The following is a 26,122-nucleotide window of genomic DNA, read 5'->3' as shown; positions in this document are numbered from 1 at the left end:
GACGCCATGGGCGCTTTGCAATGACGTCAGGCGTAGGGATCGGCCACGCCCAGCTTAGCCAGGATGTCCGTTTCCAGCCCTTCCATCTCGGCCGCTTCCTCGTCGTCCAGGTGGTCGTAGCCTTGCGCGTGCAGTACGCCATGCACGATCAGGTGGGCCGTGTGCTGCTCCACCGTTTTCTTTTGCTCGGCCGCTTCCTGTTCCAGCACATCGGTGCACAGAATGATGTCGGCCTGGGTGGGCGCATCGTCCGGCAGCTCCTGTTCGCCTTCGTTGTAGGCGAAGGTCAGCACGTTGGTGGCGTAGTCCTTGCCCCGGTAGTCGCGGTTCAGGGCGCGGCCTTCCTCGGCGTCGACGAAGCGGATGGTCAATTCGGCCGGCGCCAGCAGCGCGGCCTGCACCCAGCGCCGCACTTTGGGGCGGGTGATGCTTTCTTGCAGGCGGGGATCGGGATATTGCACCGACAGGCTCAGTTTATTTTTTTCGGACATTTTTAATGGCGGTGGCTTTGAGTAAAGGGGCGATTTCGGCGTGGTGGGCGTGGGCCGTCTCGTAGGCGTCGACGATGCGCGCCACCAGCGGATGGCGTACTACGTCCTCGCTGGTGAACTGGGTGAAGGCGATGCCGCGCACGTCCTTGAGCACCTGCACGGCGTCCACCAGGCCGCTCTTCAGGGTCTTGTGCAGGTCGACCTGGGTCACGTCGCCCGTGACCACGGCTTTGCTGCCGAAGCCGATGCGGGTCAGGAACATCTTCATCTGTTCCACCGTCGTGTTCTGGGCCTCGTCCAGGATCACGAAGGCGTGGTTCAGCGTGCGGCCCCGCATGTAGGCCAGCGGGGCGATCTCGATCACCTGTTTTTCGAACATTTTTTGCGTACGGTCAAAGCCCAGCAAATCGTACAGGGCATCGTACAGGGGGCGCAGGTAGGGATCGACCTTTTGCGCCAGGTCGCCCGGCAGGAAGCCGAGCCGTTCACCGGCTTCCACGGCGGGGCGGGTCAGGATGATGCGCTTGACGGCATCGCGTTCCAGCGCGTCCACGGCGCAGGCCACGGCCAGGTAAGTCTTGCCGGTGCCGGCCGGGCCGATGCCGAAGCTGATGTCGTGTTCCAGCACGTTGCGCAGGTAGCGGATCTGGTGCGGGGTGCGGCCGCGCAGGTCGCTGCGGCGGGTCTTGAGCACGGGGCTGGCGATGTCCGGTTCCACGAACGGCGCCTCGGGGTGCTGCTCCACCACGCCGGCCAGGCCGGCGCGCTGCTCGACCAGCGCCAGTTGCACTTCCTCGATCGGCACCACCTTGTTGGCGATGGCGTAGAACTGCTCCAGGATTTCCACCGCCCGTTCGGCGTTGCTGCCGCTGACGATGAACTTTTCGCCGCGGCGGAAGATGGTGACGTCCAGCGCGGCCGAGATCTGGCGCAGGTTTTCGTCGAGCGGGCCGCACAGGTGGGTCAGCCGGGCGTTATCGAGCGGCTCGGGAATGAAATAGTAGGGCTGGACGGGGGTCTTGGTTTTCAATGGGCTGCTTCGTCGTGTGGCGGAATGGCGGAATGACTGTATGACGGACCGGGCCGGGTGGCGCGGTGCTGACAGGCGCTAGTTTACAGTAAATCGCGCAGTAAATCGCGCCGCAAATCGCGGCCGCCGGACCTGGACCGGGCCCCCGGCTGGCGTGCGCCACAAAATTGCTTTATGTGATGAAATGGCCATGTTGCTAAGTTTTTCCGCCGATGGTTGAGGTCAAACAACCTTCACGCCCCCACGGGCAGCTGGAATGCAGGGGTTTGGGCATAAAATATTGTGTGAAAGGCAAGCAGTCTGACGCCTTGGGAACTTGCGGTGCGCTAAGCGTGCCTTAAGTTCATAGCAGCACCATTTCATCATCACTACAGACGAGGAACATCATGGCACACCACGCTCTCGCATCCCAGGAAAGCTACAACCCCAACCACCTGCTCGACATTTTGCTGGGCAAAATGCAGCTCAAGAACGATGCCGCATTGTCGCGCCTGCTGGAAGTGGCGCCGCCCGTCATCAGCAAGATCCGTCACCACCGGCTGCCGGTGGGCGCATCACTGCTGATCCGCATGCATGAAGTGACGGGCATGAGCATCCGTGACCTGCGCGACTTGATGGGTGACCGGCGCACCAAGTACCGTTTGTCCGATGCCCAGGGCCGCCCCAAGCCAGAGGACCGCGGCGACCGTCCCGAGGTCAGCGCGTACGCCCGCCACTGATGGCGCCGCATTCGCCTGCCGCGCCCGATCGGCCCCGGCAGGTTTGAGGCGGACCGTCTGCGCCGATCCGGCGCGGCGCGCCCGCATCGTCAGATTCAGCCGGCCATGGGTCGGTCAGGACAGCAGCACCATCGCGATTTCACCGAACTGCAGCTCCGTCTCGCGGAACAGTTGCAAACAGGTTTCCTCATTCAAGGCCAGCGCCGTCCAGGCCACGGTCGATACGGGCGGCACCAGGCCGTCCGGTATCTGGGCCAGGTCCAGCGCATGCACCATGGCGTCGGCCACGTGAATGATGGCGGCCAGGAAGCCGGCGCCCGGCGTTTCCGGATCGTGATGGCCGCCAATGGCCAGCCGCATGGTATCGGAAAAATTCCAGTGTTCGGCCAGCGCCATGCCCGCGTCCACATGGTCGATGCCCAGCACCGCCCGTTCCGCTTCCAGCAGGGTGCAATCGTGCGCCTCGCGGTGCGCCAGCGCCTGTCCGTACAGTTCGGGGACGCAAGCCACCAGCACTAGCCGGCCGATGTCGTGCAGCAGGCCGGCCGTGAACGCGTAATCCTGGTTGAAGCGCATCTGGCGCGCCAGCACCTTGGCGCAGGCGGCGGTGGCGATCGAATGGCGCCAGAAGCGCTTGTGGTCGAAACCGGCGCACTGGCCTTGGGCGAAGCAGCCCGTGACGGCGGCCGCCGTGATCAGGTTGCGCGTGGTCTGGAAGCCGAGGAAGGTGATGGCTTGCTGGATGGTGGTCACCTTCACCTGCAGCCCGTACAGCGAGGAATTGGCCAGCCGCAGCGTCTTGGCCGTGAGCGCCGAGTCGTGCGACACTTTTTTGGCCAGCACCGAGATGTCCACCTCCTCCTGGTCTATGCTGTTGAGCAGCTCCATCACGACGGCCGGCAACGAGGGCAGGTCGTCCAGGTTCTTGACGATGTCGTCATAAGTCAGTGGGGCGCTCATTCAGGGATGTCCTCCATGCCTAACCGGAAGTCCGTCACGTAATGGCGCAGCAGGCCGGTGGCCCAGTCGGCGTCGTTGTCCGGATCGTGCTTGCGGAACAGGTGGTCTATGCGTTGTTGGTAGTGGTGGCGGCTGGCGGCCAATTCGTCGAGCGAGATCGGCGGCGTGGCGATCGGCAGCACGGCGATGCCGTGGCGCGGCATCAGGTCGAGCATGGCCTCGGTCAGCACGGTGCCCTGCGGCAGCAGCACTTTGCCCTGCACGTCGAGCAGTTCGTCCGACAGGATCATGCCGGGTTCGGCCTGGGCCAGCGGGATGTGATGGTAAGTGGCAGTCATGGCGCCTCCGGCGTTCTGTTGCTCCGATCTTACCATCGTCATGGCGCGCTGTGTGCCGCTGGCCGCAAGGCCATGTTGCTGCCCCCCTGGGGCGCGCCCGCGGCACGAAAATGGCGTAAAACGATGCAAAATGGGGCCAAACGGGACGGTTGGCGGCGTTGGCGTCGGGCAGTTCTTGCCAAGTTGTATGTCATACCGTACATTGGGGCGTTGCCGTCAAATCCACATTGTTGGTTCCGCCCCGCGCGGAGCCCGGTGTTCCGGGGAGGTGTGTAGATGTTTGGTATCCAAGGTCGGCTGACGGCGCTGTTCGTGGTCATCGTCACGCTGGTGCTGGCTATTTCCGGCACGTATGCGCAATACAGCCTTGGCCATGAACTGGAAGTGAGCAACCAGCGGCTGCGCCAGGGCGTGCTGACGCGCTTGCAGACCAGCTTGCCGTCCGCCCTGTGGGACCTGGACAAGGCCAAGGTCGACAACATCGTGGCGGCCGAGATGCTGCCGCCGGAACTGGTGGCCATCCGCGTCTACGACACCTCGGTCGGCCTGTTCTCGGGCAAATTACGCAATGACGGCGGCGGCGTGGTCTCGATCGAGAACGACGCGCCCGTGGCTGGCGCGCCCGTGGTGGCCGACCTGGCCTACCGCGATTCGGGCGCCGCCGGCGCCTCGCTCAAACCCGTCATCGTGGGGCGGGTGGTGGTCAACTTCAGCCGGGCCCAGATCGACGCCACGCTGGCGGCCGAAGTGCGGCGCAAGGTGACGGAAGTACTGTTGCTGGACCTGATCCTGGTGGCGGCGCTGGCGCTGTCGCTGCGCATCGTGTTCGACCCCCTCAAGCAGTTGCGCGACGGTCTGTTCGACCTGGCCACGCGCGGCAGCGACGAAGTGGAGGAACTGGCCGACAACCGCCATGACGAACTGGGTGAAGTGATCCGCGGTTTCAACGCCATCCAGCGCCGCGTGAAGTCCATCATCGCCCGCATCCGCGAGGCCGAGGACGAGGCCCGCAAGTCGGCCCAGGAAACGGCGCGGGCGCTCGACGACCTGCGCCGCACCCAGGAATCGCTGCTGCAGGCCGAGCGCCTGGCGTCGCTGGGCGGACTGGTGGCCGGGGTGGCGCACGAGATCAACACGCCGGTCGGGATCGCGCTCACCAGCGCCTCCGTGCTGCTGGAGGCGACCGAGAAGGTGCACCAGGCTATCGAGGGCGGCAACATCAAGAAGTCCGACATCACGCGCTACGTGGAGACGGCTGGCGAGAGCACCCGCCTGATCATGAACAATGCCTACCGCGCCGCGCATCTGATCCACAGTTTCAAGCAGATCGCCGTCGACCAGGTGAGCGAGGCGCGGCGCCGCTTCGAACTGCGCGACTACATCACGGAAGTGGTGGCCAGCCTGCAGCCCAAGCTGAAGAAGACCCACATCCACGTCGCCATCGCCTGTCCGCCCGACATTGTGCTCGACAGCTATCCGGGCGCGCTGGCCCAGGTGATCACCAACCTCACGCTCAACTGCGTGGAGCACGCGTTCGAGCCGGACGCCGAAGGCACCATCGGCATCAACGTGGTGCTCGATGGCGACTGGATCGAGATGCAGGTGGTGGACAACGGCAAAGGCATCGCGCCCGACATGATCGACAAGGTGTTCGATCCGTTCGTCACCACGCGGCGCGGACAGGGCGGCACGGGGTTGGGGCTCAACATCGTGTTCAACCTGATCGTCAAGCAGTTCTGCGGCGTCATCACGGTCAGCAGCACGCTGGGCCACGGCGCCAGTTTCGTGCTGCGCATACCCGTGGTGACGCCGGTGGACGAAGCCCATCCGGCCGCGCCGGCCCATCCGGACGGCCAGCTGCACGCATGATGGCCAGGACGCCATTGCGCGCGCCCGTGGCCGCACGCTAGAATGGCCTCCCTCATTCACCTGGCCTTGCCCGCTCCATGAACAAAGACCTGATCAAAGGCATCCTGATCCTCGTTGGCGTGTTGCTGGCGCTGGCCATCTTCGCCGTTGTCGCCACGGACGATGGTTTCCAGAAGCTCAGCTGCATGGTCCGGGCCATATTGCATGGTGTTTCACTGACTAACATCCATTCGGTCTGCGGCCTATAAGAGACCGGTTCAAAAAGAGCGCAGCGTCGTTGCGGCTCCTCGCCGTGCAGGTGCACTGTCTTCGTCGCCGCGCCTCGCTGCGCGCATTTTGAAGCGGCCTCTGGGGCAAAAAAAATCCCGCGCGAGGCGGGATGGAATGTACTGGCTGGGTTCTCAGGCAGAGAATTTGTCGTACTTTTCCTGCCGGGTTGAACTCAGTCCGAGTAGGATCACGCCGGCCAGCAGCATCAGGAACTGCGCGGGCTCGGGCACGGGGGCGGCGTCGGCGGCTGGGGCCTGAACCGAGGCGGGGGAGGGGGCATAATCGTCCAGCGCTTGCAGGTCGTCGCCAGGTTGCGCGAACGCGCCATCGAGACTATCGCCGGGGTGGCTGGCGGCGGGCGCCAGCCCGTATGGTGCGCCGCCGATGCGGCAAGGTGCGGCCGTCAAGCTGGCGTGGCATTGCGGCGCATCGAGCGTGACCACCGGCACGGCGGCCGCCTGGACGGCGCCACCAGCGCCAGTCAGCAGCATGGCGAGCAGGATGGACAGGCGGATTTTCATGACAGCTCCCGATACAAATATCGAACGCGATGGTGTTTTTCTGTTTACCATTAAAGCACATGCAGTTTCAAAATAACACTGAAAATTGCAAAACAACACCATATATTTTTTCTATGCAATAGTGTCCGCCCCACGGTTGAGGCTATGCCGGGGTGGGCCGGGGAGTAAAGATGGAAACGCACTATCGGACGGATGCCCCCACGCGGGAGCAGGTTGACGCCTTGCCAGGGGCGGTGTTGCTGGAATTTGGCGCCAACTGGTGCGGCCACTGCATGGCGGCCCAGGCGCCGCTGGCAGAGGCCATGGCCGGCCACGGCGCGCTGGCACACATCAAGGTTGAAGATGGACCGGGCCGGCCGCTGGGCCGCTCGTACCGGGTCAAGCTGTGGCCCACGTTGATTTTTCTGCGCGACGGCCAGGAAGTGGAACGCCTGGTGCGGCCGCTGACGGCCGCGCCGATCGCGGACGCGCTGGCCCGCATCGCCGCGCCGGCCCCTTAAGCGAGGCGGGCGGACAGGGCGCGCCGGGCGGAACGGGCGGAACGGGCGGATACGGCGGCGCGCTGGCACCCGGGGCCCGCGCCGTCGAAGCGCAGTATCAGAACAGGGCGCTGACGTCGGGCCGGTGGGCCAGTGCGCGCTGCACGATGGCCGTCACCCGTTCGCGCTCGGCCCCTTGCAGCGGCTGGCGTGGACGGCGCACATTCTCGTTGCCCACGCCGGCCAGGGTTTCGACCAGCTTGAGGTTCTGTACCAGCTTGTTCGACACGTCCAGGTGCATCAGCGGCATGAACCACTGGTACAGGGCCAGCGCCTCGTCCCAGCGCTTGGCTTTCATCAGCTTGTACAGCGCCACCGTCTCTTTTGGGAACGCCACCACCAGCCCGGCCAGCAGGCCATCCGCGCCCACGGCCAAGCCTTCGAACGACAGGTCGTCCACACCCATGAACAACTGGTAGCGCTGGCCCACGGCGTTGCGCAGGTCGGTGATGCGGCGCACGTTGTCGGTGGACTCCTTGATCGCCACGATCCACTCGCAGTCGGCCAGTTCCTTGAAGTCGTCGGGCGTCAAATCCACTTTGTACGACACGGGATTGTTGTAGACCATGATGGGCAACTGGGCCGCCTGGGCGATGGTGCGCAGGTTGTCGCGTGCCTCGCGCGCATCGGCCGCGTACAGCACGGACGGCATTACCATCAATCCCTGCACGCCCAGTTCGTGGGCTTGCTCGGCGAAGCGGCAGGCCGTCAGCGTGCGCGTCTCGCTCACGTTGACCAGCACCGGCACGCGGCCGTCGGCCACCCGCAGCGCGGTTTTGGTCACTTCCAGCTTTTCATCGAACGACAGGGTGCTGGCCTCGCCCAGCGAGCCGCAGGTGAGCAGGGCGTGCACGCCACTGTCGATCTGGAACGCGAAGTGGCGTTCCATGGCGGCGTGGTCCAGATCCTCGTTCGGCTTGAACTTGGTGGTGACGGCGGGGAATACCCCTTCCCATTTTGCTGCGGCCATGCTGTTCTCCTTGGTGATAAACGGACGAAATGTCCACTTAATCTTCGATCAGGCTTTCGATGCGCGCCGGGGACAGCGGTGAGCGCACCGCGTCCGGCCGCCAGCCGTACAGCAGGCTGGTGGCGCCGCCGCACACGCGGCCCTGGCACGGGCCCATGCCGCAGCGCGTGTGCAGCTTGGCGCTGCGCCAGCTGGTGTGCTGGCGTAAGTCGCCATGCCGCACGTCCTCGCAGCGGCAGATGATGGTGTCGTCGCCGGCCAGTCGGGCCAGTTCGGGCCGCGGCGCGAAGGCGTGCGCCAGGCGCGCGGCGAACTTGCGCCAGCGGGCCCGTTCTGCGAACAACGCCGGCGCCGCCTGCGTGTGGCCGGCGGCGGCCAGGCCTGCGATGCGGCCTTCGGCCAGCGCCAGGTCCACGCCGCCGACGCCCGTGCCTTCACCGGCGCACAGCACGTCCGGCACGCTGGTGCGCTGCCACGGGTCCACCCGCACGGCCTGCGTTTGCGTGTGATCGCCATCCACGGCGCAGCCCAGGGCCAGCGCCAGTTCCACGTTGGGCAGCAGGCCGTAGCCGCAGGCCAGCAGGTCGCAGTCCCACTGTTGCTTGCGGTCGCCGCGCTGCAATACGACCGACCGCAACATGTCGGCGCCGTGCGCGGACAGCACGTAGCTGTCGCGCAGATAGGGCACATCGCGCAACCGGCAAGCCAGTTGCAGCGCCTGTGTGACCTTGGACGGCGTGGCCAGCAGGCCGAGCGCGAATCGCGCCAGGCTGGGCAACGCCGCTTGTTCGATGATGGCGGCGATATGCGCGCCTTGTTGCTTGAGCGTGGCGGCGGCGGCCAGCAGCAGCGGGCCGGAGCCGGCCACGATCACGCGCTTGCCGGCCACGGGATAACCGCCCTTGGCCAGCGCCTGCAGGCCGCCCGCACCCGTCACGCCGGGCAAGGTCCAGCCGGGGAAGGGCAGCAGCAGTTCGCGCGCGCCGGTGGCGATCACCAGCCTGCCGTAGGACAGTTCGATGGCCTTGGTGGGCGTTTGCGCCAGCAGCCGTTTGCCATCCAGCGGACAGAGTACCCGGCACTGGTGCAGAAAGGTGACGCTGGGTGCGTTGGGTGCGTTGGGTGCGTCCGGTGCGTCCGGTGCGCAGGCCAGCGCATGCCACAGCTCGCGCGCACGCGCGTCCGCCTGTTGCGCGGGGCCGCCGCGCCAGATCTGGCCGCCCGCTTGCGGGTTGTCGTCCACCACCCCAACGCTCGCGCCATGGCAGGCCGCCGCATGGGCCGCGGCCAGGCCGGCCGGGCCGGCGCCGATCACCAGCACGTCGAAGGCGCGCTTCATGCCCGATCTCCGGCGCGCGCGGTGCGCACTTGCATGCCGGGTGCGCACGGCGTCTGGCACGACAGCTGGTGCGGGCGGCCGTCTATCGTCACCCTGCACTCCTGGCAGACACCCATGCCGCACAAGGGCGCGCGCATCCTGCCCGTCACGGAGCGGCGCGTGACCATGCTGCCAGCCAGGGCGACGGCGGCCGCCACGCTGGTGCCGGGCGCCACATAGACGGACTGGCCGTCGATGGTGAGGATGATGGCGTCAGGCATGGGCGCGGACCAGGCTGTCGAAGCGGCTGGGCAGGTAAGGTTGGCAGGCGATGGCGCTGCGCGCATTGACCACTTGGTCGGCCAGCAATTGTGCCGTGGCCAGCGAGGTGGTGATGCCCAGCCCTTCGTGGCCGGTGGCCAGCCACAGCCCGCGCCGTGTGGCGTAGGGCCCGATCAGGGGCAGGCCGTCGCTGCTGGCGGCGCGCAGGCCGGTCCAGCAGCGCAGCAGATTCAGTTGGGCCAGCCCAGGGGTAAAGCTGGCGGCGTGACGCAGCATACGTCGCATCATGCGCGGCTCCACGGCCAGGTCGATGGTGTCGAACTGGCGTGAGGAGCCGATGAGGATTTGTCCGGTTGGACGGGGTTGTAAATTGAAGGCGACCGACTCGCCGCTGGCCGCGTGGGCGCTCTTGATATAGCCCAGCTCCACCAGCTGGTGGCGGATGAAACCGGGGTAGCGGTCGGTGATGGCCACATGGCCTTTCTTGGCTTGCACCGGCAGTTCCGGCAGCAGGTCGGTGGCACGCGAGCCCGCCGCCAGCACCACGATGTCGGCCTGGTGGCGATTGCCGTCGGCCAGCAGCACGCCGTTGTCCTCGATGCGGACCACACTGCCGGCCACCAGCCTGGCGCCGTGGGTGCAGGCGCGGTCGAGCAGGATGCGGGCGCTCTTGGGCGGATACACGAGACCATCGCCCGCCACCAGCAGGCCGCCTGCCAGGCCGGGGCGCAACGCCGGTTCGCGGGCGTACAGGGCCGCTGGGTCCAGCAGTTCGCAGGCCACGCCATGGCCGGCCAGCGTGTGCGCCTTGGCGCGGGCGGCGGCCAGTTCCTCCTCGTCGGCGGCGATCCAGATGGTGCCGCAGTTGCTGTATTCGTGGCCTTGCGGCTGGCCGGCGGCCAGTTCCTTCCACAGCGCCAGCGACCATGCCGTCAGCGCCAGTTCGGCTTCGTTATCGTCCATCACCACGAGGTGCCCCATGCCGGCGGCGGTGGCGCCGCTGCCCACGGCGTCCTGCTCGATCACCGTCACGCGCAAGCCGCGCGCGGCCAGCGCGTCGGCGCAGGCCGCGCCGACGATGCCGGCGCCGATCACGATGGCGGTTTCGCAGGACGGAGAGGTCATCAGCGTATGCCCCACACCAGCGGGTCGCTCGGGTCGAGGATCAGGGTGGACTGGGCGTTGACCCAGGCCTGGCCGCGGATGCTGGGCAGCACACGGCCTTCCGCTGGCGCGTGGCGGTAACTGCCTTCGAACACGCTGCCGACAATGCTCTCCTGGCGCCACAGCGCGCCTTCGGCCAGCTTGCCGTCGGCCGCCAGGCAGGCCAGCTTGGCGCTGGTGCCGGTGCCGCAGGGTGAGCGGTCATAGGCCTTGCCGGGGCAGAGCACGAAGTTCTGGCTGTCCGCCCCCGCGCTGGATGGCGCGAACAGTTCGATATGGTCGATTTCGGCGCCGTCGTCGCCCGTCACGCCGGCTTGCGCCAGCGCGGCGCGCACGGCCACCGCATAGGCAGTCAATTGGTCCGCGTTGTCGACGCGCAGTGCCTGGCCGTGGCCGGCCACCAGGAAGAACCAGTTGCCGCCCCAGGCCACGTCGCCCGTCACGGGGCCGTAATCCGGCACGTCCACCGTCACATTCTTGCGGCTGCGCCAGGCCGGCACGTTGTCGACGGTGACGCTGCCGTCTTCATGCAATTGCGCCTCCACCACGCCAACGGGAGTGTCGATGCGGTGGCGGCCGGCCGTGATGCGGCCCAGGAAAGCCAGCGAGGCCACCAGGCCGATGGTTCCGTGGCCGCACATGCCGAGGTAGCCCACGTTGTTGAAGAAGATGACGCCCGCCGCACAATCGGGAGCGTGCGGGGCGCACAGCAGCGCGCCCACCAGCACGTCCGAGCCGCGCGGTTCGCAGACGACGGCGGAGCGGAAGGTGTCGTGCTCGCGGCGCAGGATGGCAAGCCGTTCGCTGAGCGGGCCTGCGCCCAGTTCGGGGCCGCCGGCCGTCACCAGCCGGGTCGGTTCGCCGCCCGTGTGGGAATCGATGATGGAGATGGTTTTCATGAGCAGAATGTTATGCCTGGCGGGGCCGCCTGTCTTGCACAAGCTGCGCACCGAAGATGACGAAATCTGCACAATTCATGGCGCGGTGCGGGCCCCTGTCCTGTGCGACAATCGGGAGGCGGCCGCGTGAGGTTGCGTGCGCGGTATCGTTGAACGGAGCGTAAAGGACAGCGGGCATGATGGGAGCGGCGGCAGCGGGAGGTGAGGCGCAGGGAGCTGAGGTAGCTGGAGCGGCGGCAGATGGAGGCCGCGCGGCACTGGGCGCCCGCATCGCCGATGTGTTCTTCTCCGAACCCCTGTTCGACGCGCTGCCGGACGTGGTGTTCTTCGTCAAGGACGTGGAGGGGCGCTACGTGGTGGTCAACCAGACCCTGGTCCAGCGCTGCGGCGTCAAGCACAAGGCGGCGCTGATCGGGCGTACGCCGGCCGAGGTGTTTGCCCACCCGTTCGGCCAGACTTATCTGGCGCAGGACATGGCAGTGCTGGCCGGCGGCGGCCAGATCGAGGACCAGCTGGAGCTGCATCTGTATCCCACGCGCGATCCCGGCTGGTGCCTGACCCGCAAGACGGCCCTGCGCGACGGGGACGGCGCCATCATCGGCCTGACGGGCGTATCGCGCGACCTGGCCATGGCCGACCAGAAGAATCCGGCCTATGGCAAGGTGGCCGAGGCCGTGCGCATGATCCACGAGCACTACGACCAGCCGCTGCACCTGCCCGCGCTGGCCCGCACGGCCCACATGTCGGTGGCGCAGATCGAGCGCTACTTTCTGCGCATCTTCCACCTCACGCCGCGCCAGATGATCATCAAGACCCGCCTCGACGCCGCCTCGCGCCTGCTGGCCGGGGCGGACAGCGTGGCCGACATCGCCCAGGCCTGCGGCTACGGCGACCACAGCGCCTTCACGCGCCAGTTCAAGGCCACGGTGGGCGTCACGCCCAGCCAGTACCGGCACCTGCGGCGCGGATCGTAGGGTCAGACTCTTCCCCGGTGCCAGGGTTGGCCCCGGAAGTCGCGCCGGCAAAAATATTTTGTTGTAACGGCGCGTCAGCGATGGCCTGCGCGCCCGTCCCAAGGCCACTGGTCCGACCAATTCAGGCCGTCAGATGGCGCCCTTGGCCACATGCGAACGCACGAAGTCGATATGGGTCTGCATGGCGGTGCGTGCCTCTTCCGGCTGGCTGGCGCAGATGGCCAGGCACACGCTGCGGTGCTGTTGCAGCAGTTGGTCCGAGGTGGCCGGGCTGATTTCCCGCAGGCCGGTGCCATTGAGCGTGATGTGCTCGCGCAGCATGCTGATGATGCTGGTGTGCAGATGCAGGAACATGGAGTTGTGCGAGGCGAGGGCGATCTGTTCGTGCAGTTGCGCGTCCACCTCCGCCTCGGTGACCTTGTCGTCGTCGATGCGGGCCTGCTCCAGCCGCGCCATCAAATCGGCGATGCGGTCCCGTTCCTCCGGGTCGGCCCGCATGGCGGCGAAATAGGCGGTGGCCCCTTCCAGCACCCGGCGGAATTCAAGTATGTCGTCGCGCACGGCCGGATGGTCGGCCACCAGCTGGCCCCACGGCGAAGACGACATGCCCGTGCGCAGCTGGTCGGTGACGTAGACCCCGGCCCCGGGCCGGCTGCGCACCAGCCCCCGCGCGCTCAGGCGCTGGATGGCTTCCCGTATCGTATTGCGCGACACGTCGTAGCGCTCGGCCAGCACCCGTTCGGCCGGCAGGCGCGCGTTGGCCGGCAGGCTGCCGTCGAGCAGCGCCTGTTCCAGCCTGCGCAGCACGGTTTCCACCCGTCCGCCGCTTTGCTTTTCCCGCATGTTTGCCTCCTGTGCACGTAAAACAGGCACTGGCCCAACCAATTTGTGCCGCCCCGCCGACGCTGGGATTATGGGCGCTATAAAAGCAAACCGCAAACGCGCCCCTAACCAGGAGACATCATGAAGGACCGCGACTACCCCGCCAAACCGGAGCAGGTGTACCTGTTCGGCACTTGCGTGATCGACCTGTTCATGCCCGAAGCCGGGCTGGATGCGGTGCGCCTGTTGGAGCGCGAAGGGCTGACCGTCCACTTCCCGCGCGGCCAAAGCTGCTGCGGCCAGCCCGCCTACAGCAGCGGCAACCCGGAACAGGCGCGCGCCGTGGCGCTGGCCCAGCTCGACCTGTTCTCCCAACCCTGGCCTGTGATCGTGCCGTCCGGCTCCTGCGCCGGCATGATGCGCCACCACTGGCCCGCCCTGTTCGAAGATGACCCAGTGGCCCACGCCAAGGCGCTGGACCTGGCCAACCGCGTCTACGAACTGACTGAATTCCTGCTGCACGTGCTCAAGCTGGTTATCCCGGCCGTCGCTCCCGCCGGCCAGGCGCCGGAACGGGTGGTGCTGCACACCTCCTGTGGCGCGCGGCGCGAGATGGGCACCCGCGCCCACGGCGTGGCGATGGTGGACGCGCTGCCCGGCGTGACCCGCACCGAACACGAACACGAGTCGGAGTGCTGCGGTTTCGGCGGCACCTTCTCGCTCAAGCATCCCGACATTTCCGGCGCCATGGTGCGCGACAAGGTGGCCGCCGCCTGCGCCACGGGCTGCGACCGGCTGGTGTCGGCCGATTGCGGCTGCCTGCTCAACATCGGCCACGCGGCCCGCCACATGGAAGCGCCGCTGCCGGTCGAACACCTGGCCAGCTTCCTGTGGCGCCGCACGGGCGGCGACGACGCGGCGGCACTGGAACCGGCACAAGCACAAGGAGCAGCACGATGAGCACCATGAACGCCCGCGAACTGATGCTGGGCCGGCTGCGCGCGGCCGCTCCCGCCACCGCGCAACTGCATGCCGAGGAACTGGACCAGCGCATCCGCGCCCACTACGAACAGCGCCGCATCGAACAGACCCCGGCCGAGCGCGTGGCCGCCATGCAGGCCGCGCTGACGGCGGCCCACGCCGACGTGTGGTGCGCCACCAACGCCGAATGGCCGGCCCAACTGGCCAACCGCCTGGCAGCGCATGGCGTCCAGCGCCTGTTGCTGGACCCGGCCGCCGTCGAAGGCGCGGCCCTGAAGAAGACCCTGCCGCCCGCCATGGAAGCGCTGCCGTTCGCGCGCCCGCTGGAAGCGTGGAAGGCTGAATTGTTCGACAGCGTGGACGCCGGTTTCACCGTGGTCCGTTCCGGCATCGCCGCCACCGGCACGCTGGTGCTGGCGCCTGACGCCGGCACGCCGCGCACCGTGTCGCTGGTGCCGCCGCTGCATGTGGCGCTGGTGTATGCGGACACGCTGCACGCCGACCTGCAGGCAGCCGCCCAGGCCGAACGCTGGAGCGACGGCATGCCCACCAACCTGGTGCTGGCCTCCAGCCCCTCGAAGACTTCCGACATCCAGCAGACGCTGGCCTACGGCGCCCACGGCCCACGCTGGATGTGGGTCATCATCGTCACCGACCGCCCCGTGCAGGGAGTACAGCCATGAGTACTTCCGCACCGCTGCAATTCATGCCGTCGGCCGACTTCCGCGCCCGTGCCCGCGCGGCGCTGGACGACCCCAAGCTGCGCAAGAGCTTCCGTGGCGCGATGGATTTCCTGCAGACCAAGCGCAGCGTCCAGTTCCCCGATGGCGACGAGCTGGAACAACTGCGCGACCTGGGTGAGGCGATCCGCCAGCATGCGCTGGCTAACCTGCCGGACCTGCTGGTGCAACTGGAAACCAATCTGACGGCGGCCGGGGTGCAAGTGCACTGGGCCGCCACGGCCGACGAGGCGAATGCCATCATTCACCAAATCGCCCAGTCGCACCAGGCCAAGCGTGTCATCAAGGGCAAGTCGATGGCCAGCGAGGAGATCGAGCTCAATCACTACCTGGAAGAGCGGGGCGTGAGCTGCCTGGAGTCGGACATGGGCGAATACATCGTCCAGCTGGCCGGCGAGAAGCCGTCCCACATCGTCATGCCGGCCGTGCACAAGACCAAGGCCGATATCGCCACCCTGTTCGAGCAGCACATCCCCGGCACGCCCTACACGGAAGATGTGGACCAGTTGATCCAGACCGGCCGGCGCGCCATGCGCCAGGCGTTCGTGGATGCGGATATCGGCCTGTCCGGCGTGAACTTCGCGGCCGCCGACACGGGCACCCTGTGGCTGGTGGAGAACGAGGGCAACGGCCGCCTGAGCACCACCGTGCCGGACGTGCACATCGCCATCATGGGCATGGAAAAAGTGGTGGCCAAGCTGGAGCAGATCGTACCGCTGGCCAGCCTGCTCACGCGCTCGGCCACGGGCCAGGCCATCACCACCTATTTCAACCTGATCTCCGGCCCGCGCCGCCCCGGCGAAATGGACGGCCCGCGCGCCGTGCACCTGGTCCTGCTCGACAACGGCCGCACCCAGGCTTACGCGGACGAGCAGTTGCGCGCCACCTTGCAATGCATCCGCTGCGGTGCCTGCATGAACCACTGCCCCGTGTATGCGCGCGTGGGCGGCCACGCCTACGGCACCACTTATCCTGGCCCGATCGGCAAGATCATCTCGCCGCACTTGCTGGGCCTCGATGCCACGGCCGATCTGGCCACCGCCTCCAGCCTGTGCGGCGCCTGCGGTGAAGTGTGCCCGGTGCGCATCCCCATTCCGCAGCTGCTGATCCGCCTGCGCACGGAAGCGAACCGTGATCCCGCGCAGCAGGTGGACAACCCGCTGCGCGGCCAGGGCGCCCAGTACAGCCGCATGGACAAGATGGTGTGGCGCTTCTGGAGCGGCGCCTACGCCAGTCCCACTGCCTACCGCGCATTCCGCTGGGCGGCGACCCGGCTGCGGGCCTTCGCGCCAGCGCAGCAAATGGGCTGGACCCAACACCGCGCGCCGCTCAAGCCTGCGCCGCGCAGCCTGGCCGATTTACTGAAGGCGAAAGGCCAGCCGGAATAAGACGGCAAGGGCCGGGATGGACCAACCGGCACCAACGCAGCACCCAATAAAAAGATTTTAACGAGCACCACCTTGGAGGAGTCACCATGCAAGCCTGGAATCAGATCTATACGCCGCTAGGCAGCTTGGGCCTGTCGGCCCTGGTCGCCGCGGTCCCCATTATTTTCTTCTTCGTCGCGCTGGCCGTATTGCGCATCAAGGGCCATATCGCGGCCGCCGTCACGCTGTTGCTGGCGCTGGCCGTGGCCATCTTCGCCTACGGCATGCCGGTGCAGCAAGCGCTGGCCGCCGCCGGTTTCGGCTTCGCCTACGGCCTGTGGCCGGTGGCGTGGATCATCATCACGGCCGTGTTCCTGTACAAGATCGTCGACAAGACGGGGCAACTGGAGATCATCCGCGCCTCCGTGGTGGCGATCACGGACGACCAGCGCCTGCAGATGCTGCTGATCGGCTTCGCCTTCGGTGCCTTCCTGGAAGGGGCGGCCGGTTTCGGCGCACCGGTGGCCATCACGGCCGCGCTGCTGGTGGGCCTCGGCTTCAACCCGCTGTACGCGGCCGGCATGTGCCTGATCGCCAACACGGCGCCGGTGGCGTTCGGCGCCATGGGCATCCCCATCATCGTCGCGGGCCAGGTCACGGGCATCGACCCGATGCTGATCGGCGCCATGGCCGGCCGCCAGTTGCCGCTGCTGTCGCTGCTGGTGCCATTCTGGCTGGTGTTCATGATGGACGGCATGCGCGGCATCCGCGAAGTGTGGCCGGCCGCGCTGGTTACGGGCGGCAGCTTCGCCGTCACCCAGTACTTCACCTCCAACTTCATCGGCCCTGAACTGCCCGATATCACCTCGGCCCTGGTGTGCCTGGTGTCGCTGACGGTGTTCCTGAAAGTGTGGCAGCCAGCCAGCGCCAAGGCCACCGTGCGTGTGGGCGGCGGCGCCGCCGCCATGACCGGCTTCGGTGGCGTGGCCACCGGCGGCGTCAAGCAGACCAGCCGCGCCGCTTCGCCTTACACGATGGGGCAGACGGTCCGCGCCTGGGCCCCGTTCCTGATCCTGACGGCCGTCGTGACCGTGTGGAGCCTGCCGCAGTTCAAGGCCATGTTCGGCGCCAAGGGCGCGCTGGCGGCCACCGTCATCAAGGTCCATGTGCCGTTCCTGGACCAGCTGGTGATCAAGACCACCCCTATCGTCACGGCCCCCAAGGCGTATGACGCGCTGTTCAAGCTGGACCTGCTGTCGGCTGTCGGTACGGCCATCCTGCTGACGGCCATCATCTCGGCCGTGCTGCTGCGCATGAAGCCACGCGCCGCCGTCGCCGCCTTCGGCCAGACGGTGCTGGAACTGCGCCGCCCCATCCTGTCGATCGGCCTGGTGCTGGCGTTCGCCTTCGTGGCCAACTACTCGGGCATGTCGTCCACGCTGGCGCTGGTGCTGGCCGGTACCGGCGCCGCGTTCCCGTTCTTCTCGCCGTTCCTCGGTTGGCTGGGCGTGTTCCTGACCGGTTCGGACACCTCGTCCAACGCCCTGTTCTGCTCCCTGCAGAACACCACGGCGCACCAGATCGGCGTGTCCGACACGCTGCTGGTGTCGGCCAATACCACCGGTGGTGTGACGGGCAAGATGATTTCGCCGCAGTCGATCGCGGTGGCTTGCGCGGCCACGGGGCTGGTGGGCAAGGAGTCGGAACTGTTCCGCTTCACGCTCAAGCATAGTTTGCTGTTCGCGACCGTGGTGGGGATCATCACCACGCTGCAAGCGTATGTGCTGGCGGGGATGATCCCCCGCTAAGCAGGCGGGCCGGCAGCGCCGGCCCCCATCTCGCGGCGCGCGGGCCATCCGGCCTGCGTTGCCGTTAGTTGAGTACACAAGTATCGATGCGCACCGATTTGCTTGCGCCCGGCGTGACCGACGTTATAATCGGCCGCAGGTATCACCGCCGGCGCCAGGTTGCGCCCTCAGGCGGCGTGCCGGCCCGATTGAACGTTGTGCAGCGCGAAAGTGCGGTCATGTCCCGGTTTAGCTATCGTATCGTCAAACGTTTAGTCCTCGTCGCGCTGGCGTCGCTCCACCTGGCCGGCGCCGCCGCACCCATCGAACTGATGGTGGAGGATGCCGCCGCGCCCTGGTCCAACAGCGACGGTTCCGGCTACGCCAACGACGTGGTGCTGGCCGCCTTCGCCGCCGCGCACGCGGACGTGAAGCTCGTGGTGGTGCCTTATGCGCGCTGCAAAACCTACGTGATGGCCGGCGCCGTGGCCGGCTGCTTCAGCATGGCCGATGCGCCCGAGCTGCACGGCAAGGTGCGCTTCGCCGATGTGCCCCTGTTCCTGGCCTATCCCCGTTTTTTCCACAATACGTCCCATCCCGTGGCCGCCCGCGGGCTGGCCGACCTGGCGCCCGGCACCCGCGTCGCTGTCGTCAACGGTTATGAATATCCGCCCGAAGTGATGCGGCTGGAGCAGCACGGCGTGCGCCTGGTGGCGGCCCGTTCCGAGGCGGCCAACCTGAAGAAGCTGGCGGCCGGACGGGTGGACCTGGTGCTGGCCATGATGGACGATCTCAAGACCGACCAGGTGCTGCTGTACGAGGCGCAGGTGGAGGGCGTGGCGTTCGCGTTCCAGTCCGCGCCCCAGGGCTCTTACCTGGGCTTTTCCCTCACCCACCCGGACGGCGAGCGCGCCCGCACGCTGTTCAACAGCGGCTACGCCACCATCGTGGCCAACGGCGTCAAGCGCGCCATCGACCGTAAGTGGAACCTGCCGGCCCAGACGGCCCAGGGCACGGCAGCCAAAGAGCGTTGACGTACCAGACCGGACGCCGTTCCGGTCTATACTTGCGATTTTCAGCCGCGTAATCCTTGGTCCTCGCATCCGCACCAAGTCAGCACGCGTACCGTCACCCATGCCCACACCGTCTGTTCCCGATACGCTCGATTCCTCCATCGCCGTGCGCCAGCATGCCATGCGGGCCTTGTTCGACCAGTTCGACAGCCTGTACGAAGGCGCCATCGCCGTCGATTGCCAGGGCCGCATCAGCTGGATCGACGACAAATACATGTCGATGCTGGGACTGCGCGACCCGCAGCAGGTGCTGGGGCGCGATATCGAGCAGGTGATCCCCAACAGCCTGCTGCGCGAAGTGATCCGCACGGCCCAGCCCATCCTGCTCGACATCATGGAGTTCGGCCAGCAATCGTTCGTCGTCACCCGCTTGCCGCTGTGCGATGCGGGCGGCGCTGTGGTGGGCGCCGTCGGTTTCGTGCTGTACGAGCGGCTGGCGCACCTCAAGCCGCTGGTGGCCAAGTTCGCCAGCTTGCAGCAGGAACTGGACGCGGCCCGCCGCGGCCTGGCCGAGCACCGGCGCGCCAAGTACACGCTGGAGCAGTTCGTGGGCGATGCCCCGGCCACGGCGGAGATCAAGCGCCAGGCCACGCGCGCCGCCCAGCGCGATGTGAGTGTGCTGCTGCTGGGTGAAACGGGCACCGGCAAGGAAATCCTGGCCAATGCCATCCACGCCATGTCGGCCCGCGCCGGCGCGCCGTTCATCGGCGTGAACATGGCAGCCGTGCCGGAGTCGCTGCTGGAGGCGGAATTTTTCGGCGTGGCGCCGGGCGCCTACACGGGCGCCGACAAGAAGGCGCGCGAGGGGAAATTCAAGCTGGCCGACGGCGGCACCCTGTTCCTCGACGAGATCGGCGACATGCCGCTGCCGGTTCAAGGCAAGCTGTTGCGCGTGCTGCAGGAACAGGAAATCGAGCTGCTCGGCTCGAACAAGGTAGTCAAGATCGATGTGCGCGTGATCGCCGCCACCAGCGTGGACCTGCCGGCACTGGTGGCGCAGGGCCGCTTCCGCTCCGACCTGTACTACCGCCTCAACGTGCTGCCGATCCAGTTGCCGCCGCTGCGCGCGCGCCTGGCTGATTTGCCGGCCCTGTGCGACGCGCTGCTGCAGGAGATTTTCGAGCGCAACGGCATGCGGCGCCGCGCCGTCACGCCGGCCGCCTGCACGCTGTTGGCGCGCTACCCGTGGCCGGGCAATGTACGCGAGTTGCGCAATGTGCTGGAACGGGCTTGCATCCTGAGCGACCGGGTGCGGCTGGACGTGGACGATTTCGCCGCCATGCTGCCGGCCGACGTGGGGCGCGCGGCGCCGGCCGTGCGGCCGTATGCCGAGGCGCTGGCGGACTTCGACCGTGCCATCGTCCAGGACGCGCTGGCCGCCGCCGATGGCAACGTGCCGGCCGCCGCCAAATTACTGGGCCTGTCGCGCGCGGCCATGTACAAGCGGGTGGCGGCGCTGGCGCGGCGCGCGCCGCCAGCGTAGCGGCAGGGGCGAGTCTCGCGCACAAGACAGTCGTCTCGTTGGCGAGACTACTGGATTGCTGCGCTGCGCAAGGCGCTTGCCGCCGCGTCAGTGCCCGCCAGTCTCGCCAACGAGACAAATCCTCCGCCACCCCGCCCTGTGGCACCGCTTTTCTTCCTTGTTGTCATAAATTTCACTTTTGAAACAAGCACTTGGCGTACATGGCACGATCATTGCAATTGTGCGCTGCACGCATCCCGGAGCGTAGCGGCCAGCAGAGCCGCCGGCCGGCATGTACCGACCTACGAACCACCTGTACTGGAGACTACCCTTGAGTTTCATCATCGTCCTGGCCGCCCTGGCCCTGTTGATGCTGGTCGCCTATCGCGGCTACAGCGTCATCCTGTTCGCGCCCGTGTGCGCCCTGCTGGCCGTGCTGTTTACGGACCCGTCCTATGTGCTGCCCATGTTCAGCGGCATCTTCATGGAAAAAATGGTCGGCTTCGTCAAGCTGTACTTCCCCGTGTTCATGCTGGGCGCCGTGTTCGGCAAGTTGATCGAGTTGTCCGGCTATTCGCAAGCCATCGTGTCGGCCGTGATCCGCGTGCTGGGGCGCGAGCGCGCCATGCTGGCTATCGTGATGGTGTGCGCCATCCTCACTTACGGCGGCGTGTCGCTGTTCGTGGTGGTGTTCGCCGTCTACCCGTTCGCGGCCGAGATGTTCCGCCAGAGCGATATCCCCAAGCGCCTGATCCCCGGCACCATCGCGCTGGGCGCGTTCACCTTCACCATGGATTCGCTGCCGGGCAGCCCGCAGATCCAGAACATCATCCCCACCACCTTCTTCAAGACCGACACCTGGGCCGCACCGTGGCTGGGCGTGATCGGCTCCGTGTTCATCCTGATCGCGGGCCTGAGCTACCTGTCGTGGCGCCGCCGCCAGGCCGCCGCCGCCGGCGAAGGCTATGGCAGCGGCCACCTCAACGAACCGGCCACGGTGGCGCTGGAGCGTCTGCCCCATCCGCTGCTGGCGCTGCTGCCGCTGGTGCTGGTGGGCGTGCTCAATAAGTGCTTCACGCTGGCCATTCCCAAGGTGTTTGGCACCAGCTTCACGGCCAACCTGCCGGGCCATCCGCTGGTGGTGGACGTGAGCAAGCTGGTCGCCATCTGGGCGGTGGAGGGCGCGCTGCTGGCCGGTATCCTGGTGGTGCTGGCCTGCGCCTGGCGGCGTGTGATCGCGCACCTGGCCGACGGTTCGCGCGCGGCCATCAGCGGCGCGCTGCTGGCGTCCATGAACACGGCCTCGGAATACGGTTTCGGCGGCGTGATCGCCGCGCTGCCGGGCTTCCTGGTGGTATCGGACGCGCTCAAGAGCGTACCCAATCCGCTGCTCAACGAAGCCGTCACCGTCACCGCGCTGGCCGGCATCACCGGTTCCGCGTCGGGCGGCATGAGCATCGCGCTGGCCGCCATGGCCGACAGCTTCATCCAGGCCGCGCAGGCCGCCCATATTCCGATGGAAGTGCTGCACCGCGTGGCCTCCATGGCCAGCGGCGGCATGGACACCTTGCCCCACAACGGCGCCGTGATCACACTGCTGGCCGTCACCGGGCTCACACACCGGGTGTCCTACCGCGACATCTTCGCCATCACCCTGATCAAGACGGGCGCCGTGTTCGTCGTGATCGCCGCCTTCCTGCTCACCGGAGTTTACTGACCATGACCACCGCCACCGCTATGTTGAAAGATAAAGTCGCCCTCGTCACGGGCTCCACCTCCGGCATCGGCCTGGGCATCGCGCAGGCGCTGGCCGCCAATGGCGCCCATGTGGTGCTTAATGGCTTCGGCGACGCGCGCGAGATCGAAGCGCTGCGCGCCGACATCGAGCGGCGCTACGGCGTGCAGGCCGCGTACCAGCCGGCCGACATGGCGCGCGCGGCCGACATCGAAGCGATGATGGCGGCCGTGCTGGCCCGCTTTGGCCGCATCGACATCGTCGTCAACAACGCCGGCATCCAGCACGTGGCCGACGTGGATGCGTTCCCGGTCGAGAAGTGGGACGCCATCATCGCCATCAACCTCAGCTCCGCCTTCCACACCACGCGCCTGGCGCTGGAGTCGATGAAGCGGCACAACTGGGGCCGCATCATCAACGTGGCCTCGGTGCACGGGCTGGTGGGGTCGGCGCAAAAATCGGCCTACGTGGCGGCCAAGCATGGCGTGGTGGGGCTGACCAAGGCGGTGGCGCTGGAACTGGCGCAGACGGGCATCACCTGCAATGCCATCTGCCCCGGCTGGGTGCTCACGCCGCTGGTGCAGAACCAGGTGGACGCACTGGCGGCCCAGCGCGGCATCAGCGGGGACGCGGCCAGCGCCGCGCTGCTGGCGCAAAAGCAGCCGTCGGGCCAGTTCGTCACGCCCGAACAACTGGGCGCGCTGGCCGTGTTCTTCTGCGGCGACGCCGCCCGCGAAGTGCGCGGCGTGGCCTGGAACATGGATGGCGGCTGGGTGGCACAATAGCGGGCCGGGGCGCTTGCTGGCCCCTCCGATTGGCGGTACGATCGTGGCTTAGAGGAGGGGACGACGCATGCAATCGCAATTCGACATCTTGACGGCGCAGGCGTTGAAGCTCACGCCGGACGAGCGGGAGGCCTTCGTGCAACTGCTGGCCGCCAGCCTGGATCAGGATATCGCCGAAGACGAGGCGCTGGCAGCTGAGGTGGCGCGTCGTATCGCCGATCTGGAGAGCGGTGCGACGCAAGCCATCCCGCTTGCCGATGCGTTTGCGTCGGTGCGTGCCGGACTGAAGTGAAGTTAGTGATCGTCCCTGCGGCGCTCGCGGAGCTGCGGGATGCCGCCGCCTGGTACGCGGCGCAGGCGAATGCGGATCTGGCGCGCGCGTTTGTGGAGGAGGTCGAGCGGGTCGCCAACCTCGTGTCAGCTTCTCGGCAATTGGGCGCCGTTTTTCGCGGCAATCAGCGCCGATATTTTCTGCGTAAATTCCCCTACTGCGTTATCTATCAAATCGTCCAGGACCAATTGCGGGTACTGGCCATCGCACATCAAAGGCGCCGGCCCGCCTACTGGTCGCGGCGTAAGTAGCCATGCAAGCCAGGGATGCGTGCGCGTCGCACCACCTGCACCTTTACCAACACATCAATTCGAGGGAGTAGTGACATGGACCAGCAATTCAACGACGGCCTGCAAATGCGCAAGCAGGTGATGGGCGACGATTTCGTCGAGCGCGCATTCGCCAACGCCGACACCTTCACCCAGCCGCTGCAGGAATTCATCACCCGCAACGCCTGGGGCACGGTGTGGTGCCGCGAGGGCCTGGACCTGAAAACCCGCAGCCTGCTGACGCTGTCGATGTTGACGGCGCTGGGCCGCTCGCATGAGATCAAGGGCCATGTGCGCGGTGCCATCAACAACGGCGCCACCATCCAGGAAATCCAGGAAGTGCTGTTGCACGCGGCCGTCTACTGCGGCGCGCCGCTGGCGGTGGATGCGTTCCGCGCCGCGCAGGAAGCCTTGCAGGCGATGGAGACAGCTAAGGATTGACGCCGGCCCGCCCAACTGTGAAGATAGGAAAAAACTGGAAAGGCGGACAATAATGGTGAAACTGGCGGGTTTTGTCTCTGGCGCGCATGATCGGGCGCACACGCTGGCGCACAACTTCGTGCGCACAAGGCAAGCGGGCATGGCCCGGACCTCGGCCGTGGCGGCGGTGGCCGTGCTGGTGTTGCTGGCCGGGGCGGGGCTGTATTACGTCAAGTCCGGGCCGGCCACGCAGCCGGCGGCGGACGAAGCGGCCAACCATCCGGCGCCGCCACCGGAAGCGGGACCGGTCCAGAAGGACAGCAAAACCGTCAACGAGTTGATGAACCTGGCCATCAGCCACCTTGAACAGGGCAACCTGGCCGAGGCCGAGAAGGATTTGCAGGCCGCGCGTGCCCACGCGCCGCAGCAGCCGCTGGTGGCCTATAACACGGCCATCCTGCGCGTGAAGCAGCACCGTCCGGATGACGCGCTGCGCGAACTGGAGGCCAGCTTCGTGGCCGGCTTCAGCTATTTCGACCAGCTTGACATGGACAACGACCTGGACCCGCTGCGCGACAATCCGCGCTTCGTGGCGCTGGTGGCCAAGTACCGCAAGCCGGCGCCGGGCAAGTGAAGCGGGACTGAATACGGCAGGGCGGCATGCAGCACAGTTGCATGCAAAAAGGCCGTCATCACGTTTCCATGAATGACGGCCTTCGCAGAATTCTGGTGGTGATAGGTGGACTTGAACCACCGACCCCAGCATTATGAATGCTGTGCTCTAACCAACTGAGCTATATCACCGAAACAAAAATGGTCTGATCGGAATCAGACCATTCTTTAAGAAATCTTGGTGGTGATAGGTGGACTTGAACCACCGACCCCAGCATTATGAATGCTGTGCTCTAACCAACTGAGCTATATCACCGACAACGCCCAGCATTATCTAGGTTGGACGCCAGCCTGTCAAGACTGGCCCGAATATTTTCCGTTTTTTTCTTACGCACCCGGCGCGTGCCTTGTCACATTGCCATGGCAGGCGCTCAGCGGCGCCGGGCTTCGATTTGGGCCAGCATGGCGGCGGCCGGGTTGGGCGCCAGGCAGTCCAACACCACCCGCTGCGGCATGGAGCGCAGCCAGGTCAGCTGGCGCTTGGCCAACTGGCGGGTGGCCACGATGCCCGTTTCACGCAGGGTGGCGTAGTCGATATAGCCGTCCAGGTATTCCCACGCCTGGCGGTAGCCCACGCAGCGCATGGACGGCAGGCCGGGATGCAGGTCGCCCCGGCGGCGCAGCGTTTCCACTTCCGTGAGCAGGTTGCCTTCCTCGCCTTCCTCCAGCATCAGGTCGAAGCGGCGCGCGATGCGTTCATGCAGCACGGCGCGGTCGGATGGTTCCAGTGCGAACGACAGCAGGTCGAACGGCAGCTCCGTCTTCTCGCGCTGGGCCAGCAGTTCCGACATGGGACGGCCGGCCAGGGTGCAGATCTCCAGCGCGCGCTGGATGCGCTGGGCGTCGTTGGGCGCCAGGCGCGCGGCCGTGGGCGGGTCCAGCGCCTGCAGGCGCGCGTGCATTGCGGGCCAGCCGTGGCGGGCCGCCTCGTCTTCCAGTTCGGCGCGCAGGGCCGGGTCGGCGCCGGGCAGGTCGTCCAGGCCGTCCGTCAGGCCTTTGAAGTACAGCATGGTGCCGCCCACCAGCAGCGGCAGCTTGCCGCGCGCCGTGATGTCGGCCACCAGGCCCAGCGTGGCATCGCGGAACTGGGCCACGGAATAGGCGTCCAGCGGGTCGATGATGTCGATCAGGTGGTGCGGCACGGCGGCCAGTTCGGCGCGGGTGGGCTTTGCAGTGCCGATGTCCATGCCGCGATAGACCAGGGCCGAGTCGACCGAGATGATTTCGGCGCCGATGCGTTCGGCGATGGCCAGCGCGGCGGCCGTTTTGCCGGACGCCGTCGGTCCCATGATGGCGACGGCCAGCGGGCGTGGTGCTTGATGATTCATGATGTC

The 26,122-nt window shown here is 66.8% G+C and carries 29 protein-coding genes and 2 tRNA genes; 17 read left to right on the top strand and 14 right to left on the bottom strand.

Going from position 1 to position 26,122, the window contains the following annotated elements:
• Positions 1-26: 26 nt before the first annotated feature.
• Together ybeY and H3H39_RS13615 are read right to left on the bottom strand one after the other, a co-directional pair.
• The gene (ybeY, locus tag H3H39_RS13620; protein WP_182153927.1) at positions 27-491 is read right to left on the bottom strand and encodes an rRNA maturation RNase YbeY; all 465 of its coding nucleotides are present in this window, start codon (positions 489-491) and stop codon (positions 27-29) included.
• Positions 475-1,521, bottom strand: coding sequence for a PhoH family protein (locus H3H39_RS13615; RefSeq protein WP_182153926.1), 1,047 nt, complete (start codon positions 1,519-1,521; stop codon positions 475-477). The genes ybeY and H3H39_RS13615 overlap by 17 nt, the downstream gene beginning before the upstream one ends.
• 386 nt (positions 1,522-1,907) lie before the next feature.
• Here H3H39_RS13615 and H3H39_RS13610 point away from each other — a divergent pair, with 386 nt between their 5' ends.
• On the top strand, positions 1,908-2,240 hold the full coding sequence (locus H3H39_RS13610; RefSeq protein WP_182153925.1) for a hypothetical protein: 333 nt from the start codon (positions 1,908-1,910) through the stop codon (positions 2,238-2,240).
• Between the two features lie 114 nt (positions 2,241-2,354).
• On the opposite strand, the gene H3H39_RS13605 is transcribed toward H3H39_RS13610, so the two are convergent.
• Together H3H39_RS13605 and H3H39_RS13600 are read right to left on the bottom strand one after the other, a co-directional pair.
• On the bottom strand, positions 2,355-3,200 hold the full coding sequence (locus tag H3H39_RS13605; protein WP_182153924.1) for an HDOD domain-containing protein: 846 nt from the start codon (positions 3,198-3,200) through the stop codon (positions 2,355-2,357).
• Positions 3,197-3,538 carry a hypothetical protein gene (locus H3H39_RS13600; protein WP_182153923.1) on the bottom strand — a complete coding sequence of 114 codons (342 nt, stop codon included), beginning with the start codon at positions 3,536-3,538 and terminating at the stop codon, positions 3,197-3,199. Before H3H39_RS13600 ends, H3H39_RS13605 begins: the two co-directional genes overlap by 4 nt.
• A gap of 276 nt (positions 3,539-3,814) precedes the next feature.
• Between H3H39_RS13600 and H3H39_RS13595 the strand changes: the two genes are divergently transcribed.
• A complete protein-coding gene (locus H3H39_RS13595) occupies positions 3,815-5,407 on the top strand; it encodes a sensor histidine kinase (RefSeq protein ID WP_182153922.1) in 1,593 nt (530 codons plus the stop codon).
• A 77-nt stretch (positions 5,408-5,484) separates the two neighbouring features.
• Complete coding sequence (locus H3H39_RS13590; protein WP_182153921.1) at positions 5,485-5,655, top strand: hypothetical protein; 171 nt, start codon at positions 5,485-5,487, stop codon at positions 5,653-5,655.
• Positions 5,656-5,808: 153 nt separating this feature from the next.
• Here the strand turns inward: H3H39_RS13590 and H3H39_RS13585 are convergent, their stop codons facing one another.
• Positions 5,809-6,198, bottom strand: a complete 390-nt coding sequence (locus H3H39_RS13585; RefSeq protein WP_182153920.1) for a hypothetical protein — start codon at positions 6,196-6,198, stop codon at positions 5,809-5,811.
• A 170-nt stretch (positions 6,199-6,368) separates the two neighbouring features.
• Here H3H39_RS13585 and H3H39_RS13580 point away from each other — a divergent pair, with 170 nt between their 5' ends.
• Positions 6,369-6,698 (top strand): thioredoxin family protein, encoded by a 330-nt coding sequence (locus H3H39_RS13580; protein ID WP_182153919.1) that lies wholly within the window; start codon positions 6,369-6,371, stop codon positions 6,696-6,698.
• A 97-nt stretch (positions 6,699-6,795) separates the two neighbouring features.
• On the opposite strand, the gene H3H39_RS13575 is transcribed toward H3H39_RS13580, so the two are convergent.
• Genes H3H39_RS13575 through H3H39_RS13555 form a run of 5 tightly spaced genes read right to left on the bottom strand, consistent with a single transcriptional unit; the run spans position 6,796 to position 11,370 of the window.
• Positions 6,796-7,707, bottom strand: a complete 912-nt coding sequence (locus H3H39_RS13575) for a dihydrodipicolinate synthase family protein (RefSeq protein ID WP_182153918.1) — start codon at positions 7,705-7,707, stop codon at positions 6,796-6,798.
• A 37-nt stretch (positions 7,708-7,744) separates the two neighbouring features.
• Positions 7,745-9,046, bottom strand: a complete 1,302-nt coding sequence (locus tag H3H39_RS13570; protein WP_182153917.1) for an NAD(P)/FAD-dependent oxidoreductase — start codon at positions 9,044-9,046, stop codon at positions 7,745-7,747.
• The gene (locus H3H39_RS13565) at positions 9,043-9,306 is read right to left on the bottom strand and encodes a (2Fe-2S)-binding protein (protein WP_182153916.1); all 264 of its coding nucleotides are present in this window, start codon (positions 9,304-9,306) and stop codon (positions 9,043-9,045) included. The genes H3H39_RS13570 and H3H39_RS13565 overlap by 4 nt, the downstream gene beginning before the upstream one ends.
• Positions 9,299-10,432: an NAD(P)/FAD-dependent oxidoreductase gene (locus H3H39_RS13560; RefSeq protein ID WP_182153915.1), complete on the bottom strand. Its 1,134-nt coding sequence runs from the start codon at positions 10,430-10,432 to the stop codon at positions 9,299-9,301. The genes H3H39_RS13565 and H3H39_RS13560 overlap by 8 nt, the downstream gene beginning before the upstream one ends.
• Complete coding sequence (locus tag H3H39_RS13555) at positions 10,432-11,370, bottom strand: 4-hydroxyproline epimerase (RefSeq protein WP_220461540.1); 939 nt, start codon at positions 11,368-11,370, stop codon at positions 10,432-10,434. Before H3H39_RS13555 ends, H3H39_RS13560 begins: the two co-directional genes overlap by 1 nt.
• A 179-nt stretch (positions 11,371-11,549) precedes the next feature.
• Here H3H39_RS13555 and H3H39_RS13550 point away from each other — a divergent pair, with 179 nt between their 5' ends.
• Positions 11,550-12,344 (top strand): AraC family transcriptional regulator, encoded by a 795-nt coding sequence (locus tag H3H39_RS13550; protein ID WP_375540428.1) that lies wholly within the window; start codon positions 11,550-11,552, stop codon positions 12,342-12,344.
• A gap of 129 nt (positions 12,345-12,473) precedes the next feature.
• On the opposite strand, the gene H3H39_RS13545 is transcribed toward H3H39_RS13550, so the two are convergent.
• Complete coding sequence (locus tag H3H39_RS13545) at positions 12,474-13,187, bottom strand: FadR/GntR family transcriptional regulator (protein WP_182153913.1); 714 nt, start codon at positions 13,185-13,187, stop codon at positions 12,474-12,476.
• A gap of 120 nt (positions 13,188-13,307) precedes the next feature.
• Between H3H39_RS13545 and H3H39_RS13540 the strand changes: the two genes are divergently transcribed.
• The 12 genes from H3H39_RS13540 to H3H39_RS13485 all read left to right on the top strand — a co-directional run bounded on the left by H3H39_RS13540 (position 13,308) and on the right by H3H39_RS13485 (position 24,750).
• Complete coding sequence (locus H3H39_RS13540) at positions 13,308-14,126, top strand: (Fe-S)-binding protein (protein ID WP_182153912.1); 819 nt, start codon at positions 13,308-13,310, stop codon at positions 14,124-14,126.
• Positions 14,123-14,830 carry a LutC/YkgG family protein gene (locus tag H3H39_RS13535; RefSeq protein ID WP_182153911.1) on the top strand — a complete coding sequence of 236 codons (708 nt, stop codon included), beginning with the start codon at positions 14,123-14,125 and terminating at the stop codon, positions 14,828-14,830. Before H3H39_RS13540 ends, H3H39_RS13535 begins: the two co-directional genes overlap by 4 nt.
• Positions 14,827-16,275, top strand: coding sequence for a LutB/LldF family L-lactate oxidation iron-sulfur protein (locus H3H39_RS13530; protein ID WP_182153910.1), 1,449 nt, complete (start codon positions 14,827-14,829; stop codon positions 16,273-16,275). Before H3H39_RS13535 ends, H3H39_RS13530 begins: the two co-directional genes overlap by 4 nt.
• 86 nt (positions 16,276-16,361) lie before the next feature.
• On the top strand, positions 16,362-18,062 hold the full coding sequence (locus tag H3H39_RS13525) for a lactate permease LctP family transporter (RefSeq protein ID WP_182153909.1): 1,701 nt from the start codon (positions 16,362-16,364) through the stop codon (positions 18,060-18,062).
• A gap of 218 nt (positions 18,063-18,280) precedes the next feature.
• Complete coding sequence (locus tag H3H39_RS13520; protein WP_182153908.1) at positions 18,281-19,075, top strand: substrate-binding periplasmic protein; 795 nt, start codon at positions 18,281-18,283, stop codon at positions 19,073-19,075.
• Between the two features lie 100 nt (positions 19,076-19,175).
• Positions 19,176-20,597, top strand: a complete 1,422-nt coding sequence (locus tag H3H39_RS13515) for a sigma-54 interaction domain-containing protein (RefSeq protein WP_182153907.1) — start codon at positions 19,176-19,178, stop codon at positions 20,595-20,597.
• A gap of 310 nt (positions 20,598-20,907) precedes the next feature.
• Positions 20,908-22,293, top strand: coding sequence for a GntP family permease (locus tag H3H39_RS13510; protein ID WP_182153906.1), 1,386 nt, complete (start codon positions 20,908-20,910; stop codon positions 22,291-22,293).
• A 2-nt stretch (positions 22,294-22,295) separates the two neighbouring features.
• Positions 22,296-23,096: a 3-hydroxybutyrate dehydrogenase gene (locus H3H39_RS13505; RefSeq protein WP_311196917.1), complete on the top strand. Its 801-nt coding sequence runs from the start codon at positions 22,296-22,298 to the stop codon at positions 23,094-23,096.
• Between the two features lie 67 nt (positions 23,097-23,163).
• Positions 23,164-23,388, top strand: coding sequence for an addiction module protein (locus H3H39_RS13500; RefSeq protein WP_182153905.1), 225 nt, complete (start codon positions 23,164-23,166; stop codon positions 23,386-23,388).
• Entirely contained in the window at positions 23,385-23,678 is a 294-nt protein-coding gene (locus H3H39_RS13495) for a type II toxin-antitoxin system RelE/ParE family toxin (protein WP_182153904.1), read from the top strand. The genes H3H39_RS13500 and H3H39_RS13495 overlap by 4 nt, the downstream gene beginning before the upstream one ends.
• 75 nt (positions 23,679-23,753) lie before the next feature.
• Positions 23,754-24,137 (top strand): 4-carboxymuconolactone decarboxylase, encoded by a 384-nt coding sequence (gene pcaC, locus H3H39_RS13490; RefSeq protein ID WP_182153903.1) that lies wholly within the window; start codon positions 23,754-23,756, stop codon positions 24,135-24,137.
• Positions 24,138-24,276: 139 nt separating this feature from the next.
• Positions 24,277-24,750 (top strand): TPR end-of-group domain-containing protein, encoded by a 474-nt coding sequence (locus H3H39_RS13485; RefSeq protein WP_182153902.1) that lies wholly within the window; start codon positions 24,277-24,279, stop codon positions 24,748-24,750.
• A gap of 93 nt (positions 24,751-24,843) precedes the next feature.
• Here the strand turns inward: H3H39_RS13485 and H3H39_RS13480 are convergent.
• The 3 genes from H3H39_RS13480 to miaA form a co-directional block, all read right to left on the bottom strand.
• Positions 24,844-24,920: transfer RNA gene (locus H3H39_RS13480), tRNA-Met, on the bottom strand.
• 47 nt (positions 24,921-24,967) lie between these two features.
• Positions 24,968-25,044, bottom strand: a tRNA-Met gene (locus H3H39_RS13475).
• A gap of 115 nt (positions 25,045-25,159) precedes the next feature.
• On the bottom strand, positions 25,160-26,116 hold the full coding sequence (gene miaA, locus H3H39_RS13470; protein WP_182153901.1) for a tRNA (adenosine(37)-N6)-dimethylallyltransferase MiaA: 957 nt from the start codon (positions 26,114-26,116) through the stop codon (positions 25,160-25,162).
• Positions 26,117-26,122 lie beyond the last annotated feature (6 nt).

The sequence above is a fragment of the Rugamonas apoptosis genome (genome assembly GCF_014042355.1).
Classification (GTDB): domain Bacteria; phylum Pseudomonadota; class Gammaproteobacteria; order Burkholderiales; family Burkholderiaceae_D; genus Rugamonas; species Rugamonas apoptosis.
Note: the sequence above shows the minus strand (reverse complement) of the source record. Positions and strands in the feature narration are given on the sequence as shown.